The sequence below is a fragment of the Dactylosporangium sp. CA-139066 genome, from assembly GCF_050936175.1.
GTDB lineage: Bacteria > Actinomycetota > Actinomycetes > Mycobacteriales > Micromonosporaceae > Dactylosporangium.
This window is the reverse complement of the sequence record NZ_JBNJNH010000001.1, coordinates 7720390-7736402: the sequence shown is the minus strand read 5'-3', so window position 1 is coordinate 7736402 and position 16013 is coordinate 7720390. Positions and strand designations below refer to the sequence as shown.

Annotated in this window: 18 protein-coding genes and 1 pseudogene; 11 read left to right on the top strand and 8 right to left on the bottom strand. The window is 68.3% G+C overall.

Features of this window, described 5'->3' with window-relative positions:
• The first annotated feature begins 47 nt into the window (after positions 1-47).
• From ACQEVU_RS35380 to ACQEVU_RS35355, 6 genes and pseudogenes are all read left to right on the top strand, one after another.
• Positions 48-671, top strand: a complete 624-nt coding sequence (locus tag ACQEVU_RS35380) for a hypothetical protein (protein ID WP_433331373.1) — start codon at positions 48-50, stop codon at positions 669-671.
• A protein-coding gene (locus tag ACQEVU_RS35375) for an IS5 family transposase (protein ID WP_433321780.1) occupies positions 649-1487 on the top strand; the annotation gives its coding sequence in 2 pieces (ribosomal slippage) (positions 649-993 and positions 996-1487; 837 coding nt in all). The genes ACQEVU_RS35380 and ACQEVU_RS35375 overlap by 23 nt, the downstream gene beginning before the upstream one ends.
• A 41-nt stretch (positions 1488-1528) precedes the next feature.
• The gene (locus ACQEVU_RS35370) at positions 1529-2536 is read left to right on the top strand and encodes a hypothetical protein (RefSeq protein ID WP_433331371.1); all 1008 of its coding nucleotides are present in this window, start codon (positions 1529-1531) and stop codon (positions 2534-2536) included.
• A 249-nt stretch (positions 2537-2785) separates the two neighbouring features.
• On the top strand, positions 2786-3256 hold the full coding sequence (locus tag ACQEVU_RS35365; RefSeq protein ID WP_433331369.1) for a hypothetical protein: 471 nt from the start codon (positions 2786-2788) through the stop codon (positions 3254-3256).
• 53 nt (positions 3257-3309) lie between these two features.
• The gene (locus ACQEVU_RS35360; RefSeq protein WP_433331367.1) at positions 3310-5160 is read left to right on the top strand and encodes a tetratricopeptide repeat protein; all 1851 of its coding nucleotides are present in this window, start codon (positions 3310-3312) and stop codon (positions 5158-5160) included.
• A 21-nt stretch (positions 5161-5181) separates the two neighbouring features.
• Positions 5182-5463 (top strand): annotated as a pseudogene (locus tag ACQEVU_RS35355) (tetratricopeptide repeat protein); the annotation flags it as partial.
• Between the two features lie 390 nt (positions 5464-5853).
• Here the strand turns inward: ACQEVU_RS35355 and ACQEVU_RS35350 are convergent.
• From ACQEVU_RS35350 to ACQEVU_RS35330, 5 genes are all read right to left on the bottom strand, one after another.
• Positions 5854-6687 carry a MerR family transcriptional regulator gene (locus ACQEVU_RS35350; RefSeq protein WP_433331365.1) on the bottom strand — a complete coding sequence of 278 codons (834 nt, stop codon included), beginning with the start codon at positions 6685-6687 and terminating at the stop codon, positions 5854-5856.
• Between the two features lie 36 nt (positions 6688-6723).
• Entirely contained in the window at positions 6724-7611 is an 888-nt protein-coding gene (locus tag ACQEVU_RS35345; RefSeq protein ID WP_433331363.1) for an alpha/beta fold hydrolase, read from the bottom strand.
• Between the two features lie 298 nt (positions 7612-7909).
• Complete coding sequence (locus ACQEVU_RS35340; protein WP_433331361.1) at positions 7910-8668, bottom strand: hypothetical protein; 759 nt, start codon at positions 8666-8668, stop codon at positions 7910-7912.
• Between the two features lies 1 nt (position 8669).
• Positions 8670-8867 carry a sigma factor-like helix-turn-helix DNA-binding protein gene (locus ACQEVU_RS35335; protein ID WP_433331359.1) on the bottom strand — a complete coding sequence of 66 codons (198 nt, stop codon included), beginning with the start codon at positions 8865-8867 and terminating at the stop codon, positions 8670-8672.
• Positions 8868-8902: 35 nt separating this feature from the next.
• Positions 8903-9226, bottom strand: a complete 324-nt coding sequence (locus tag ACQEVU_RS35330) for a sigma factor (protein WP_433331357.1) — start codon at positions 9224-9226, stop codon at positions 8903-8905.
• Positions 9227-9493: 267 nt separating this feature from the next.
• Between ACQEVU_RS35330 and ACQEVU_RS35325 the strand changes: the two genes are divergently transcribed.
• Complete coding sequence (locus ACQEVU_RS35325; RefSeq protein WP_433331355.1) at positions 9494-10276, top strand: TniQ family protein; 783 nt, start codon at positions 9494-9496, stop codon at positions 10274-10276.
• 82 nt (positions 10277-10358) lie between these two features.
• Here ACQEVU_RS35325 and ACQEVU_RS35320 read toward each other — a convergent pair whose 3' ends face one another.
• Positions 10359-10781 carry a hypothetical protein gene (locus ACQEVU_RS35320; RefSeq protein WP_433331353.1) on the bottom strand — a complete coding sequence of 141 codons (423 nt, stop codon included), beginning with the start codon at positions 10779-10781 and terminating at the stop codon, positions 10359-10361.
• 142 nt (positions 10782-10923) lie between these two features.
• Between ACQEVU_RS35320 and istA the strand changes: the two genes are divergently transcribed.
• The 4 genes from istA (at position 10924) to ACQEVU_RS35300 (ending at position 13735) form a co-directional block, all read left to right on the top strand.
• Positions 10924-11946: an IS21 family transposase gene (gene istA, locus ACQEVU_RS35315; RefSeq protein WP_433331351.1), complete on the top strand. Its 1023-nt coding sequence runs from the start codon at positions 10924-10926 to the stop codon at positions 11944-11946.
• On the top strand, positions 11916-12635 hold the full coding sequence (locus ACQEVU_RS35310) for a Mu transposase domain-containing protein (protein ID WP_433331349.1): 720 nt from the start codon (positions 11916-11918) through the stop codon (positions 12633-12635). Before istA ends, ACQEVU_RS35310 begins: the two co-directional genes overlap by 31 nt.
• Positions 12592-13446: an IS21-like element helper ATPase IstB gene (gene istB, locus ACQEVU_RS35305; protein ID WP_433331347.1), complete on the top strand. Its 855-nt coding sequence runs from the start codon at positions 12592-12594 to the stop codon at positions 13444-13446. The genes ACQEVU_RS35310 and istB overlap by 44 nt, the downstream gene beginning before the upstream one ends.
• An 85-nt stretch (positions 13447-13531) precedes the next feature.
• A complete protein-coding gene (locus ACQEVU_RS35300; RefSeq protein ID WP_433331345.1) occupies positions 13532-13735 on the top strand; it encodes a hypothetical protein in 204 nt (67 codons plus the stop codon).
• A gap of 1 nt (position 13736) precedes the next feature.
• Here ACQEVU_RS35300 and ACQEVU_RS35295 read toward each other — a convergent pair whose 3' ends face one another.
• The gene (locus tag ACQEVU_RS35295) at positions 13737-14135 is read right to left on the bottom strand and encodes a hypothetical protein (RefSeq protein WP_433331343.1); all 399 of its coding nucleotides are present in this window, start codon (positions 14133-14135) and stop codon (positions 13737-13739) included.
• A 109-nt stretch (positions 14136-14244) separates the two neighbouring features.
• Positions 14245-15786, bottom strand: a complete 1542-nt coding sequence (locus ACQEVU_RS35290; protein ID WP_433335194.1) for an ISL3 family transposase — start codon at positions 15784-15786, stop codon at positions 14245-14247.
• Positions 15787-16013: the final 227 nt, after the last annotated feature.

Sequence of the window (16013 nt, the reverse complement as noted above, 5' to 3'; positions counted from 1 at the left end):
CGGTGTTACGTCGGTGATGGCGTTATCCGCGGCGATGGGCGGGCAGCTTGGAGCAGGCCTGGCCGTCGGCGAGGCTTGTCGACGTCGCCACCATCACCGACACCAATGTCGGCCTCGCCACTGCCGTCTATAGCCACACTGTCCCGGCCGACCCTGTCTACGACAAGTGCACCACCACCACCTATGCGGCACCGAACACGGCCAAGAACCTCGTCGGCCTGATCGCCCGGGTCGAGACCGACAGCGTCGCCTGCAACCATTTCACCGAGGGCAGCCCACCGTCGGTACCCGCCGCGGTCAACACCCTCACCGCACCCGCCTCGGTGACCCGCCCGGCCCAGGTCATCAGCGACACCTTGACGTTCTTCGACGACCAGACGAACTTCGCCACCACGTTCCCGCAGGCCACCACGCCGAGCAAGGGTGACGTCACCATGGTGCGCCAGGCCGTCGACGCCACCACCTACCAAACGAAGAACCGCGCCGCCTTCGACAGCTACGGCCGGCCGGTCACCGTCTGGGACGCCAACGACCACACCACTACGACCGCCTACACCATGGCGGCCGGACTGACCGTCGGCACGACCGTGACCAACGCCCTTAGACCGCGTCTCATTTGGGTTGCAGGCCGGGTAAGGTGTTCGGTCGATGGCTGTGACCGATGTAGATAAATATTGTCCGGAATCGTTGTGGCTGCTGGCTCGTGAGTTGCTGCCGGCTGCGCCGCAAAGGCACCAGGGCGGTGGACGCCGCCGGGGTGATGACCGGGCGTTGCTGGCGGCAATGTTGTATGTGCTGCAGAGCGGGTGTTCCTGGCGTGCGTTGCCGGCGTCGTTCGGGGTGTCGCGGGCGACCACGCACCGGCGGTTCACCGAGTGGGTCGAGGCGGGGGTGTTCGTCGCGCTGCACCGGGCGGTGCTGGACATCCTCGGCGCTGCCGGGCGGATCGACTGGTCACGGGCGTCGGTTGACGCGATGCACGTACGGGCGTTGAAAAGGGGGATCTGACCGGTCCCAGCCCGGTGGACCGCGGCAAGCCGGGTTCCAAGATCCATGCGTGCAGCGACCGGGCCGGGATACCGCTGACCGTGTGCGTATCGGCGGCCAACGTCAACGACCACCGGATGCTCGAAGCGGTGGTCGATTCGATCGCCCCGATCCGTCAGCCGGTCGGCCGGCCTCGCCGCCGCCCACGCAAACTGCATGGCGACAAAGGCTACGACTACTCCTCCTGCCGCAGGGCCCTGGCCAAGCGGGGCATCATCGCCCGGATCGCCCGCAAGGGCATCGAATCCTCCACCCGCCTCGGCCGGCACCGCTACGTCATCGAACGCACCCTCGAGTGGGTTTCCCGGTTCCGGCGCCTGACCCGCCGCTACGAACGCAAAGCCGCCCACTTCACTGCTTTCCTGCACCTCGCCTGCGCCGTCATCTGCTTTCGCCGCGCCACACGACTCCACCTTATTGCGACAAACAACCCCAAATGAGACGCGGTCTAAACCAGTCCGTCGCCACAACCCTCGACCCAGTGCGCGCCCTGACTCGGACCGTCACCGACCCGAACACGGTCGTGACCACCCAGACCTACGACACGCTCGGCCGCTCCAACGCCGTCTGGCTCAACTCCCGCTCCACAAGCCTGTCGGCCAACTACACCTACACGGTGTCCAACACCGACACCACCACAGCCACCACCACCCGACTGCTCGAGAACGGCTACCGCGTCACGTCCATCTCCATCTACGACGCACAGCTACGTGTCCGGCAAACCCAGACCAGCGCCGCGAACGGCAACGGCCGCGTCGTCACCGACGCCTTCTACGACTCGCGCGGCTGGACCCGGGCCACGTACAACGCCTGGTGGGACGGCGCCAACACCCCGAGCACCCGTACCGCCTCGGCCACGAATCTGGGCGTCCAGGTCACCAACCAGGACCAGTACACCTACGACGGGCTCGGCCGCGCCGTCGTCGACACCAAGCTCGACAAGGGCGTCGCCATCTTCAACACCACCAAGGTGTACAACGGCGACAAAACCACCGTCATCCCACCCACCGGCGGCATCGCCCACACCACCGTCACCGACAAGGCCGGCCGGATCGCCGATCTCGACCAGTACATCACCGCACCGACCCTGCACACCCCCGGCAACACGTTCACCGGCATCTGGACCGTCACCGGCGGCACCACCACCGCCACCACCTACGGCTACGACAACCGCGACCACCAGAACAGCACCAAGGACGCCTCCGGCAACACCTGGACGTCGACGTTCAACCTGCTCGGCCAGCGCACCGACAGCACCGACCCCGACGCCGGCACGGTCAGCATGCAGTACGACAAGAACGGAAACCTCACCCAGGTCACCGACAGCCGCCAGAAAACGACGTCGTACACGTACGACTGGCTCAACCGCAGGATCGGCCAGTACGACGCCCCGTCGAGCAGCCAGTCCACCGCCAACCAGACCGCCGGCTGGTTCTACGACAACTCCAACAATGTCGCCGGCACGGGTTGCTGGTCGAAACCCTGGTAGAGGCCGGTTTCACCGTCATCCCGGTCAACCCGGACCTGGTGGCTCGCCGCCGCGGGCCGGCGCGGAAGAAGGACGATGCCGATGACGCCCGGATCTGCTGCCTGCTCGCGGGTGTTTCCCGCGGCCGTCGAGATTGCCGACGGCGATCTGAGCGCCGCGGTGTTCCTCAAACTCGTGGAACGCTGGCCATCCGCTCCATTTCCGGGCGGTGACACAATCGGCCGGTGTTATCGACGGAAGGTGATCTTCGTGTCTGAGGATGAGCTCATCCTGACCGCGTTGATGGCCGGTGCGGCTGCGGGCACGACTGCTGGGGTGACCTCGGCCGCGCAGTCCGCGGTGCTGGACGCCTATACCGGGCTGCGGGACCTGCTGCGCAGGGCGCTGACCCGGCAGGGCCGCTCGGACACGGTGCTGGACGCGGTCGAGGCGGAGCCCGGCACCTGGCAGACCGAACTCGGCGATGCACTCACGGAAGCTCACGCCGACCAGAACGCGCAGGTGCTCGATGCGGCCCAGGCGTTGCTGGCCGCGGCCGACCCGGCCGGCACCGCCTCCGGCAAGTACACCGTCGACGCCTCCAACGCGACCGAGGTGCAGGTCGGGGACCACACTGTGCACGTCGACACCAACTACGGGGCCACCGCCGGGACCATGACCGGGCCAGTGAGCATCTCCTACGGGCAGGTCCCGAACCCCCCAGCCTGGCCGGGGGCGTAACCAGGTCACCCGCCCCCGGCAGCAGCACCGACCATGCGACCAGTGCCCGTGACGTGTACGGCGTCGTCGTCGGCGCCATGTACGGCGACGTCACGATCGGCGGCCGTGCGGTGGTGTCGTTGCCGCACCGGGTCGGTGTGCCCCCGGCGTTGGCCGACCAGCGGGTGGACCGTCCCGCCGACGAAAACCTTGTCGCCGCGCTCACCGGCGTCGGGGACGGTGTGGTGGTGTTGTCCCAGGTCCTGGCCGGGCTCGGTGGTGTCGGCAAGACTCAGGTGGCGGCGAACCTGGCGCACCGGTGGTGGCGACAGCGCCAAGTCGATCTGCTGGTGTGGGTAGCGGCGACCTCTCGCACCGAGGTGGTGACCCGCTTCGCTCGGGCAGCCGCTGACCTGACCGGGATTGAGGACTCCGACCCGACGGACAGCGCCGAACGGTTCCTCGCCTGGCTCGCCAGCACCGATCGGCGGTGGCTGGTGGTCCTGGACGATGTGACCGACCCCGACGACCTGACCGGGCTGTGGCCGCCGGCTTCATCGACCGGACGGACGATCCTCACCACCCGCCGCCGGGACCACGCGCTGACCGCTGGCCGGCACGTCATCGACGTTGACGTCTTCACCCCCGACCAGGCCCACACCTATCTGCACGACAAACTCCGCGCACAGCCCCGGCGGCTGGTCGAGGCAGCCGAACTCGCCGCCGACCTGGGCCACCTCCCCCTCGCGCTGGCGCAGGCCGCCGCGTACATCGATGACCAGATCGGCACCACCTGCGCCGACTATCGCCAGCAGTTGCACCGTTCCGGTCTGGCCGCGGTCATCCCAGCTGCGCTGCCCTACGAGCACTGCAACCCGGTCACGGTCACCTGGAAGCTGTCCGTCGACCTCGCCGACCGGTACACCGACGGCCTCGCCGGACCTGTCCTCGAACTCGCCGCGTTGCTGGACCCGAACGCGATGCCGGTGGAACTGTTCACCACCCCGGCCGTCCTGTACGCCTGCGAGGCCCGTGTGGGGCGGCCTGTCGCGGATGGCGCTGTCCTCGACACGCTGCGGGTCCTGCACCGGCTCAGCCTCGCCACCCTCAACGACACCGCCACCGTCCTGCGGGTCCACGGCGTCATCCAACGCGCCGTCCGGGAAACCACCGGCCCGGAACATCAACGCTCCCTGGCTACCGCAGCCGCCGACGCGCTCGTGTCGCTGTGGCCGACCGTCGAATCCGACCTCGCGCACGCCCAGGTCCTGCGGGCCAACGCCGCCACCCTACACGCCACGACCGGTACCGCGTTGTGGACCATCCCGACCGCCACCACACCCTGGCGCCGAATCATCACGCAGCTGGCCCGCCGTCCCCGATACCAAGCCCACCCGCTGCTCTTCCGGGCCGGCAACAGCCTCGGCGAGGCCGGCCTGGTCGTCGCCGCCATTACCTACTACGAACACTTGCGCACCACCGCCATCCAACACCTCGGCCCGGATCACCCCGGCACCCTCACCACCGGCAATAACCTCGCCCTCTGGCGGGGGCAGGCCGGGGACCCGGCCGGCGCCGCCACCGCCTTCGAACAGTTGCTCGCCGACGTCCTGCGGGTTCTCGGCCCGAACCACCCCGGCACCCTCACCACCCGCCACAACCTCGCCCTCTGGCGGGGGGAGGCCGGGGACCCGGCGGGCGCCGCCACCGCCCTCGAACAGTTGCTCGCCGACCGTCTGCGGGTCCTCGGCCCCGATCACCCCGACACCCTCACCACCCGCGGTAACCTCGCCCGGTACCGGGGGGAGGCCGGGGACTCGGCGGGCGCCGCCACCGCCTTCGAACAGTCGCTCGCCGACTGTCTGCGGGTCCTCGGCCCCGATCACCCCGACACCCTCACCACCCGCCACAACCTCGCCCTCTGACGGGGGGAGGCCGGGGACCCGGCGGGCGCCGCCACCGCCCTCGAACAGTTGCTCGCCGACCGTCTGCGGGTCCTCGGCCCCGATCACCCTGGCACCCTCGGCACCCGCAGCGACCTCGCCCTGTGGCGGGGGGAGGCCGGGGACTCGGCGGGCGCCGCCACCGCCCTCGAACAGTTGCTCGCCGACCGTCTGCGAGTCCTCGGCCCCGATCACCCCGACAGCCTCGGCACCCGTCACGACCTCGCCCACTGGCGGGGGCAGGCCGGCGCAGGTCAGTCGGTATCCGAAGAAAGTGCCAAGTAGATCCGGACGGTCTTCGCCTGACCGTCCGGATCTACCTGTCCTATCCCTGGTCAGCGCTTCACCGAGTGCCACCTTTACGCGGACTGGACAGTGGGTGTGCGTTCTCGGCGAAGTTGATCCGTTCTCACGGAACCTGATCCGTACCTGATCCGTTCTCACGGAACTTGATCCGCTCGACTGTGCGCCGCCATCCGGGCCGTCGCTAGCCTCGGATAGGGCCGTGCCGAATTCCGAGCGCTTACACGAGGGTGGTCAGCCTCAAGTAGTGGATCCCGTCAGGACCCCCGCCCTTGCGGCGTGCCGTGGTTCTCGGGAGTCCTGGGCCGTCTCGGTCAACAACACTGCCGAAGCCGTTGCGGGTGGCCTCGCCCGGCAGGACCTTGCCCGCCGTCACCGGTAGTGCCCGGAACGCTGCGCTGCGGTGTCTTTTTGCCATGTTCCGGCCGCAGCCGGTGCGGGGTCCACTCGTTTGAGTTCGGTCCAGCCGGCCCAGCCTCGCTCCTTGAGAAACTCGATCAGCCGACGGGCCGGCGGCAGGGTGTCGAACGCCAGTGTGTCCATCAGCTTGACCAGCGGTGGCTCGATGTCTGTGTCATCGACGTAGTTCTCGCCCCGTTCGTCGGCCATCCGGGTAATGTAGGCGGCCAGTTTGTCGGCCAGCTCGACCAGCCGCGGGTCGTCGTCGGCGCGGTCGAGTGCCTGGCCGAGGGTGAGATAGAAGTCGACGAGCTGCGGGTCGGCGAGCTGCTCACGCTTGCGTGCCATCCACTCCGGGACTCGCTCGGGTGAGCGCGCGGCCAGCGGGATCCAGCCGTCGCGCTCAACCTGAACGATCCGCTCGTCGACCCCGAGCGCCCGCAGCCGGTCGAGATACTCGACCACCACCGGGGGCAGTACCAGGTTGTCCCCGGAAGTCAGGCGGGCGATTTGCTCCCGATGCCGCTGCCGCTGCCAGATCTCCGCCCGTAGCCGCTTGTCGATGTCTGCGACCGCCGCGGCGAACTCCTCCTCGTCGGCCTGCAGCAGCTCCCGTACCCGAGCGAGCGGGATCCCCGCCTCGGCGAGGGTCCGAATCTTGATGATCTCGACCATGGCGGTGGCGTCGTATCTGCGGTAGCCGGAGTGGTCCCGCTCCGGCTCCGGCAGCAGGCCCTTGGCGTGATAGTGCCGCACCGCGCGCACTGTCACTCCGGCATATGACGCCAGTTCACCGATGGTCAGCATCGCCTTAGTCTCCTACGGCGCGTTCGAGGAGTCGGCCTAGCCGGCTGCGTCGTGTGTCCCGCGGATGATCTGGGCGATCTCCGGGGCGTGGGTGAAGGCCAGCCGGTGGTCGGCGTCGAGCCAGAACGTGGCGATGTGCGGCTGCTCGCGGACAAGCCGCTCGACGCCGGCACGCCAGTTCTGATTGAGGAGCGGCGCCGGCCCTTCGCCGCTATCGCCGGCCATCGAGGTCGACATGATCATGCTGATAGGCCGGTCGGTCCTCCTGTATCGGTCCAGGATCCCGGACCGAACCACATCGACCTCGACGTTCAGGTCAAAAATCTCCTGGGCGGTGAGCAACACCTGACGGGCGGTGTCCCGCAAGGATTCCTGCTGCGTTGCCAGCTCCTCCCATATCGCGAGAAACGCCGCCGCGTCCGCCTCGGTGATGAACGGTTCGGGCACCGGGTTCGCCCCGTCGATGAGAACGAGCTCTGCGACGGTGCCAGGATGCTCGGAGGCGTAGTGCACGGCTAGGTCCGCACCCAGTGAATAGCCCACAAGCACAGGCGTCGCGGGCAGGTCGAGGCGTTCCAGCTCCGCCATCACGGCACCGAGGTCGCTGAGGAAAGCCTCGAAGGAGTACCGGTCGGCGGCGGAGGCGCGGCCATGGCCGCGCAGGTCGAAGGTCACCACGTCGTGGTCGTGCCGCAGCAACTCGGTCAGCTCGCGCAGGTCTGCCTGTGTCGAGTTCAACCCGGGACACAGGACCAGCAGCCGTCCCCGGCCGCCGCGAGACACCGGGATTGTGACGCCGTCGTGGTGGATCGTGAAATGCCGTACCGCCCGGTCGCCTCTCTTTCCCCGCTCTCCATCATCACCGTGATCGCGGCGCGGCTCGCGCGATCCGGCTGCCTCCACAGCACTGGTTTCCTTGGTCATGCCCCCATGCTGAAAGGTTGACCCTGCGTCAGGGTCAAACCGCCACAGCGACAAGACCTCACACACACCCGCGACCGCCAGGCTGTGCCCCACACCGGCTGCGACCGGCCGTCGTGATGAACGCGCATTCGCGGCCTGCAAGTCACCCCTTGTCCAGCGTTAACCATCAATTGTGCGGCATATGCAGAAACCCAGCCTCCATCAACGCACCCTGAAGATCGTGTCCGTGTCTACCGGCATCGCGCAAACCGTCACCACGCCCGCGACGCCAACCGCCCACTGGCCTGCTCGGCACCACCTAACGAGTTTGCTGCGGCCCTGGGCTGCCATTCGCCGTTGCGCCGTACGGTATGTCCGGGCCGCGTCGCACAATGACGATCGGCGTGTCGGACCCGTACCGATCGGGGAATAGTTGCTTCGCCTTGTCGACGTCGAGTGTGCCCACCTCCAGCGTGCCCGACAGCGTTATCATCAGGCCGTAGACGGTAACACCTTGCGATTTCCAGAATTCGCGGTCAGCGATGATCCGCTGCTGTAGCGCGAGGAGCTCGGCCCGGGCGTGTGCCGTGTCGATCAGCACCACGCACGTCGACGGATATGTGTCGAACAGCCACCGGTCGAGGCTCGGGTCGGGGACTCGATACACCCGGACGAGGTCGGCTGCGGTGTCGATCTCCACTCCCGTGTAGGAGTGAGGGAACCGCGCGCCCGCATCGGCCTCGATCTGCAGCGCAAGGTCGTTGAGGCGCTGCTGATTGGCTGGGATTGGCGTGCCGCCCGGTGTCGGCGCCGCAAGGGTGCGCGTCGTGGCGCAGGCCGGCGTGGCTGCAGTGGGGGCGCCCGGAACGTTGCGGTGAGGGCGGTCGAGCTGGGCGATCCCGGTGCCGGTAACGGCCACGAGCGCCGCGAGTCCGACTGCCAGGGATCCGGCGCGAGCCCGGCGAAGACGGCGGGTGTGCACGGCCCGGGCCTGGACCAGCGTGTATGGATCGCCGTTGGGAATGACGTCGTCGGCCAGGTTCTGTAGCGCCGCCTGGACCCTATGGACATCGGCCACGTTACTTTCCTTTCCTCGGTGGCGGTGTGACGGATTGATCGGGCGGTAGCGCGGCGCGCAGCTGACCGAGGCCTCGCGCCGTCAGGCTCTTCACCGTGCCGACCGAGCAGCCGAGGATCTCTGCGGTCTGGGCCTCGCTCAGGTCCTCGTAATGGCGCAGGACGACTGCCGCTCGCTGACGGGCGGGTAGCGTCCGCATCGCATGGAACAGGGCTTCCCGGTCGTGTACGGGCGCTACTCCGTGGACGTGCAGGCGACACGGCGCACGTCGTCGACGTCAGGTGGCCGCGCTCGATCGGTCACCTGTTCGGCCGGGGTCTCCCGCCACCAATGGCGGCGGCGTTCGCTCACGTAGTCGTTGTGGAGGATGCGCCGCACATATGGATCAACCGAACCCCGCCGAATGCGAGGCCAGGCCAGGTACGTCTTGGCCAATGCGTTCTGGACCAGATCCTCGGCATGCGCCTGGTCGCCGCACAGCAGGTACGCCGCTCGCACCAGGGACGGATACCGAGACACGACGAAGTCCCGAAAGTCGTTCCCCGCCTCTGCGTCCACGCTTCACCTCTCGCCGGGGGCCGCTGCAACCTCCTACCTATACGTGGTGAACCCCCTCCGAGGTTGCCGGCACCGGCAGAGTCGCCTGGTCGACGTCTAACACAGCGTTCCGAACCCCGAGCCGGGACGCGGGGTGTCGACGGCGCCCTGAGACCAGTTCTAATCCGCCGTTGACACCGACCCAACCATGCGCAGGCACTCGAGCCGGACAGCACCCCGCAGGTCCCAGCCCAGGCAACCCGCCCGGTCGCATCCACGCACAGCCCCGTGCTGCCCCGCCGAGTCAGCCCCGTCAGCGGAGAAACGCTGACCGCCTACCTGGCTCGCCTCGCCACCGTCAACCACCTCACCGTCAGCGAGATTCTCACCGTCCTGCCGACCTGGTTCACCACGAAGGCCAACAACCCGGACGAACGCTCCCAGCACCATATGCTCGCCCCCGCGACCACCGAAGCGCTGCACGCCCTCGCCCACGTCACCCGCACGGACCACGCCGGCCTTGCCCGCGCGCTTCCCGCATTCGGATCCACCGGCACACGCGGCCCGATCCGGGTTGCCACCGCCTGCCCTCGATGCGCCGCCCGCCGCGGCATCCACCAGACTGTTCCGATCTCCCTGCCCGTCCATGACAGGGTCTGCACCCGTCACGGCGTCTGGCGCAGCGACTCCGACCAGCCTTACCTCGACGTCTCCGCCACCCCTCGTCAACCACGAACAGCTGTCCGCACCTTTTACGGCGTCAGCCTGGGCGTGGGCTGCATCTTTTTCACGGTCAGCAACGGCCTGGCCGTCTGGCGCATCACGAACCACCCCGATCCGCTGTTCGCTGCCGCCTTCGCCGTCATCCTCACTGGCGGCGCCTACTGCATCGGCCACCTTGCCCGAGGCCGCTGGGCGATGGACTGGGCGCTGTGGCTCATGAGCCTGGCCCTCATCACCTGTCTTGCGTGGCTGGGCATCACCGGCGGCGCATGGCACAGCGAACATCTAGGTCTGAACGCCTGGGGAGCCGGCATCACCTTGGCAGTGTGGGGGCGATGGCGCCGATGATCGCCTTCATGGACGGCTGGGAGGATGCAGGCAAGGTGCTGGAAAAGCGTGAGGCGCCGTCCGCGTGATCAGCGGCAGACGGCTACGCCGACAGCGGCCGGGACCACCGCCAGCCCGGCTCGCGCCGCACCTGCTCATCGTGGCCGGTGCACAGCCTGGTGTATCCCGACGCAGGCTCGAACTCGCCCATCGTGACCATGCCCGTGCCGTAGTCGTCGCGGCAGACGTACGACGCAGCCTCCTCGGGGCAGCGCGGCGCCGTCGACGACCATGTGTCGGCGAGCACGGCGCTGCACAGGTGCTGTTCGGGGCGGGAGGCGGTGACCAGCTGCTGGGCGGCGATGGCGAGGCGGGCGGCGTCGGCGGCGTCGGTGTAGTCCACGGCGATCTCCTCAGGATTCGGCGGCGAGTCGGTTGAGCAGGGCGGCGACCGCTTCGACGACCGCAGCGGCGTCGGGCCGAGTGCCGTCGAGCAGCGGACCTGCGTGTGTCTGTCGGCGCTCACGGAATGTTCCTGTCGAGGGCTGATTCGCTCACGTAATTGACCTAGTCGTCGCTCGTCGTGCCTGGTCAGGCGCTCGTGATGTTCGTCGAGGATGTGACGAGCGTTCGGCTGTAGTTTTCAAGATCCTCTCTCTTCCTCGTTGATGATCTCCGCTCGACGGCCCCTGGTGGCTGGGGAGCGGATGGCGAGGAGGACGTTCCACGTGATCGATATAACCGAGATCCTGGCGCACTGGTACGCGGGCCGGTCTCAGTACGACGTCGCGGGCTCGCTGGGTGTGGCTCGCGGAACGATCCGGCGGTATGTCGAGCCGGCGATCGCGGCGGCGTTCGTGCCGGGCGGGACGCCGCCGATGAGTCAGGAGGACTGGGCGCCGCTGGTCAAGCAGTGGTTCCCGCATCTGAGCGATACCCGGCTGCGGCAGGTGACCTGGCCGGACTTCGACAAGCACCGCGAGTACGTCGTCGAGATGCTGCGGGCCGGGGTGACCAAGGCGACGATCCATCAGCGGCTGCGTGATGAGCATCAGGTGACCGGTTCGCTGGCCTCGTTCAAGCGGTATGTCACGGCGAACCTGGCCGAGGACGCGGCCCGGGAGAAAGTGACGGTGCTGCGCGCCGACCCGGAGCCGGGGCTGGAAGGGCAGATCGACTACGGGCTGCTGGGTTCCTGGACGGACCCGCGGACCGGCCGTTCGCAGCGGATCTGGGCGTTCGTCATGGTCTTGTCGCACTCGCGGCACATGTTCGTGCGGCCGGTGGTCAGCATGGACCAGGCTTCATGGACGGCCAGTCATGTCGAGGCGTTCGCGTTCTTCGGCGGCTGCCCGGCAAGGTTGATCCCGGACAATCTGAAGACCGGGGTGGACAAGCCCGTCCTCTACGACCCGCAACTGAACCGGGCTTATGCCGAGCTCGCCGCGCACTACGGTGTGCTGGTCGACCCGGCGCGGGCCCGGAAACCCAAGGACAAGCCGCGGGTCGAGCGGCAGATGCCCTATATCCGGGACTCCTGGTGGGGAAGGGCCGGGAGTTCACGTCCCTGGTCGAGATGCAAGCCTCGGCGCTGCACTGGTGCCGCGAGGTCGCCGGGCAACGCAAGCACCGCAGCCTGGACGGGCGCACCCCGACGGAGGTGTTCGACCAGGCCGAGGCGGGGACGCTGACCCCGCTGCCGGCGGCGGCGTTCACTCTGGCGGAGTGGTCACGGGCGAAGGTCGCCTCGGATGTCCACGTCAAGTGCGGCAAGGTCCTCTACTCGGTGCCCTGGCGCCTGATCGGGCAGCTGGTCGACATCCGCGCCACCGCGACGATGGTGCAGATCTTCCACCACGGCGAGCTGGTCAAAACCCACGTCAGCAAGGACAAAGGCAAAGTCACCGACGTCGACGACTACCCGCCGGAGAAGATCGCGTTCCATCTGCGCACCCCGCAGTGGTGCCGCGAGCGGGCCGAGCAGACCGGACCCGCGACCGCCGCCGTTGTCGCCGAACTGCTGGACGGGCCGGCGCTGCATCGACTGCGGTCGGCGCAGGCGATCCTCAATCCGGCTGGCAAGTACTCCGACGCCCGTTTGGAAGCGGCCTGCCGCAAAGCCACCACGGCCGGCGACCCGTCCTACCGCACCATCCGCAACATCTTGGCTGCTGGGCTCGAGGGCATCGAGCACGACCGGCCCACCGGCGACGCCGGCGCGCCCGCGTTCCTGCACGGCCCGGCCGGCCTGTTCGCCGACGTCATCCCGTTCCCCGTCCCGGCCGCGTCCGCCGCGACCATGGCCGGCACGGCGAGCGCGACCGGGCCCGACCGCCGTGACCACGACGGGGACGACGAGCCGCAAGACGCCGTGTCATGACCCGCGCCCCGCTAACCCCCGCCATGCCGACAAAAGGCGAGACGAACCGATGACGATCCTGCGCCCCGCGCTGGCCGACAGCCTCCGCGCGCTGAAGCTGTCCGGGATGCTGGAGACCCTCGACGCCCGGCTCGCCCGGGCCCAAGGCGGCGACCTCGGCTACCTGGAGTTCCTGCAGATCCTCTGCGACGACGAGATCACCCGGCGCGAGCAGGTGGCCATGGGCCGCCGGCTGCGCCGCGCCCGGTTCGACACCGAGACCACCCTCGAGGGCTTTGACTTCTCCGCTAACTCGAAACTGCCCGCCGCGCAGATCCGCGACCTCGCCGCGCTGCGCTGGCTGCAAGCCGGGGAATCGATCATCCTTTACGGCGCTGTCGGGGTCGGGAAGACCCACGTCGCGCAGGCCATGGGCCACCTGGCCATCCGGGCTGGCGCCGAGGTCCGCTTCCACAAGACCAGCCGCATCCTGGCCGATCTGGCCGGCGGGCACGCTGACCGCACCTTCGACAAACGTCTGGCCGCCCACGTCAAAGCCGACCTGCTCATCCTCGACGACTTCGCCATGCGAGAGTTCACCCCCGGCCAGGCCGACGACCTCTACGAACTGATCTCCCAGCGGATCGCCGAAGGCCGCTCCATCGCGATCACCGCGAACCGGGCGCCGCAGGACTGGTATCCGCTGTTCCCGAATCCCGTCGTCGCCGAGTCGCTGCTCGACCGGCTGATCAACAACAGCCACCAGGTCTTCATGAACGGACCCTCCTACCGACCGAACAAACGGCCCAGGGCGCAAGCCACCACCCAATAACGCCGCGATCAAGACCTCGACGCCGAGGATCCCGGCTCGACCCACGCCCCCGGCCGCCCGGCCGGCCCGCCCGGAGAGACCCAGCATGACAGCCCACATCACCGGCGAACCCGCCATCCCCGACCCAGAAGAACGCGCCGCACGCAACGCCGCCCTGTTCGCCCACAACATCGAAACCGGCTTCTGGGACGACCAAGGCCGCGTCGCTGCCTGGCCCGACGACATCGACGAATGGGAGCCCGAAGCCACCCGACCCAGCCCCCGCCAGCGCGGAGAACCACCGTTCTGATCTAAAGCTCGAACGGATGCAACTGGACATCCTCGTGAGGGACATAGATTTGCACCCAGCTGGCGTCGGCCTCTGCCGGCGGACGCTCATCGAAATGAAGCAAGATCATCGACCCGTTCAGATCAAGCACGCCAGCACCGTCGGGACTCAACCGCAGACGCCCGCGCAGGACGACGCAATGCCCACCCGCCAGGATCGCCGGCCCAGGATCAGTTGCGGGTTTCGCGTTCACGCCCCAGCTAATCTCGGTGTTGATCGTCCACTCGACATGGTGGCGCCCAAGGGCAGCATCCGGCGCGCCACGCCACGGCACCGCGGTCCGACCCACAGGGGTCTCGACCTGAACCACCGGGAAAGGGCTCCACGCGAACCTGCAGACCTTCTCAACCTCGACCAGCACCCTGCAATCATGCCCGCCAGCGGCCGCCCGGAGCCGGACCAATAACGTGAGCCGACCCCAGGTCAATTACGGGCTCTGGCACTCATCCGGTGATCGACGGATAGAGATGTCAGTTCTTGGCGAGGATGCGTTTGCGGAGCAGGTCGAGGTTGGCGCGGCCGTACATGGCGCGTTTGACGGCCTTGGCTCTGGTGACGGCGCCTTCGACTGCTCCTGAGCTGTGGGGCAGGGTGAGGCCGTTGGTGATGGCGTCCTGGTCGCGGCGCATGCCGACGGCGAGGGACCGCAGCGCGGGAAGGTCGTCGCCCTCGATCGTGGTGAGCCAGCGCTCGAGGTCGCGGCCTTGCCGTCCGGTCATCATCACGGCGAAGGCGCGCACGTACTCGGCGGTGCGGTCGAGTTCGGGGCAGCGGTCCCGGATCTGGCGAAGACAGGCTCGGTCGGCATCCTTGAGCCGGTCAGGCCTGGTCATGATCCATCGGGTGGCGTGACGAGGCTTGATCGGACGCGGCCCGGGTCGCGGGACGTGTTGGTGGCCGCGGAATTGGTGCAGGAAGCGGCGGACGGTCAGCTTGCCGCCGCGATAGCCCTGCTCGAACAGTTCCCGGAACAGGGCCGCGGCGTCGGTCTGGCCGTGGTTCCAGCGTTCGATCAGGTAGGCCTTGAACGGGTCGAGTTTGGTCACCCGGTGCGTGGCCTTGAACAGCAGCTCGTCGAGGCTTTCGGCGCGGGCGAACCGTCTGACCGTTCCCCGCTCCAGGTTGAGCTCACCGCAGATCGTGCTCAAGGATTTGCCCTGGGCCAGCAGGGTTTGCACCGCGGCGTAGCGTTCTTGGGTCCGGGTGACCAGGCGTCGGTCGCGCCCGTGGACGTCACGGACTCCGTCGGGCGGCGGTGCGGTCTGGTCCGGTGCTGGTTCGGGTTGCTCTTCGGTGGTGGGGTCGGGCGGGTGCAGGCAGGCTCGGTGGGCCAGTACCGTCTTCTCGACGGCTTCGCCGAGGTTGGCCCACAGGTGGTAGCGGTCGGCGACCTGGATCGCATGCGGGGCGCCGGCTCGGCCGCCGATGGCGTAGTTGCCGCCGCGGTCGCGGCAGATGACACGCACGCCAGGATGTTGGCGCAGCCAGTCGGCGAACGTGTCGGCGCTGCGGTCGGGCAGGACATCGATCGGCCGCCGCGTGGCCATATCGAGCAGGATCGTCGCATAGTTCTGGCCTTTCTTGATCGCGAAGTCGTCGACACCGAGCACTTCCGGTGCCTGGACGGGATTGTCCGGGACACGGCGGATGATGCGGAGCAACGTCATCCGGTTGACCGGGACCTCGAGCGCGCCGGCCATCCGCGCGCCCGGCCGTCCGCCCAGCGCCAACGCGACCGTCTCCAGGACGCCGCCGGCCAACTGGGTCCGGCGCGCATACCGGGAGGCCAGACCGGTCTCCTCGGCGAAGATCTTCCGGTCGCAGCTGGCATCGGTGCAGAAGAACCTGCGCACCATCAACCGGATCAGCACCCGCCGCCCAGCGATCGCCAGGTCGGCCAACCGACGCCGATACCGGCTATGCACCCTCACGGACGCCCCGCGGCAGCTCGGACACGATGCCGCCGGCGCGACGCAACGCGCCTCGACATGAACGCTCGACTCGGCCAGCACAACCCGGTCCACCACGACGCCATGCAGATGTGGGAACAACGCGCCAACAAGCTCCACAAGGGACGATCAAACCATCAAGATCAGTCGATCACCGGATGAGTGCCAGAGCCCAATTACGTGAGCGCCCACATGTCCACTGCATCGGGTATGCGATGTACTTCCAGCCGGTCCCGTCCCAGATGAGGTGCGGGTGCCAGCGCGGCGGCTGCCGTGCTGCGGAAGGCGGT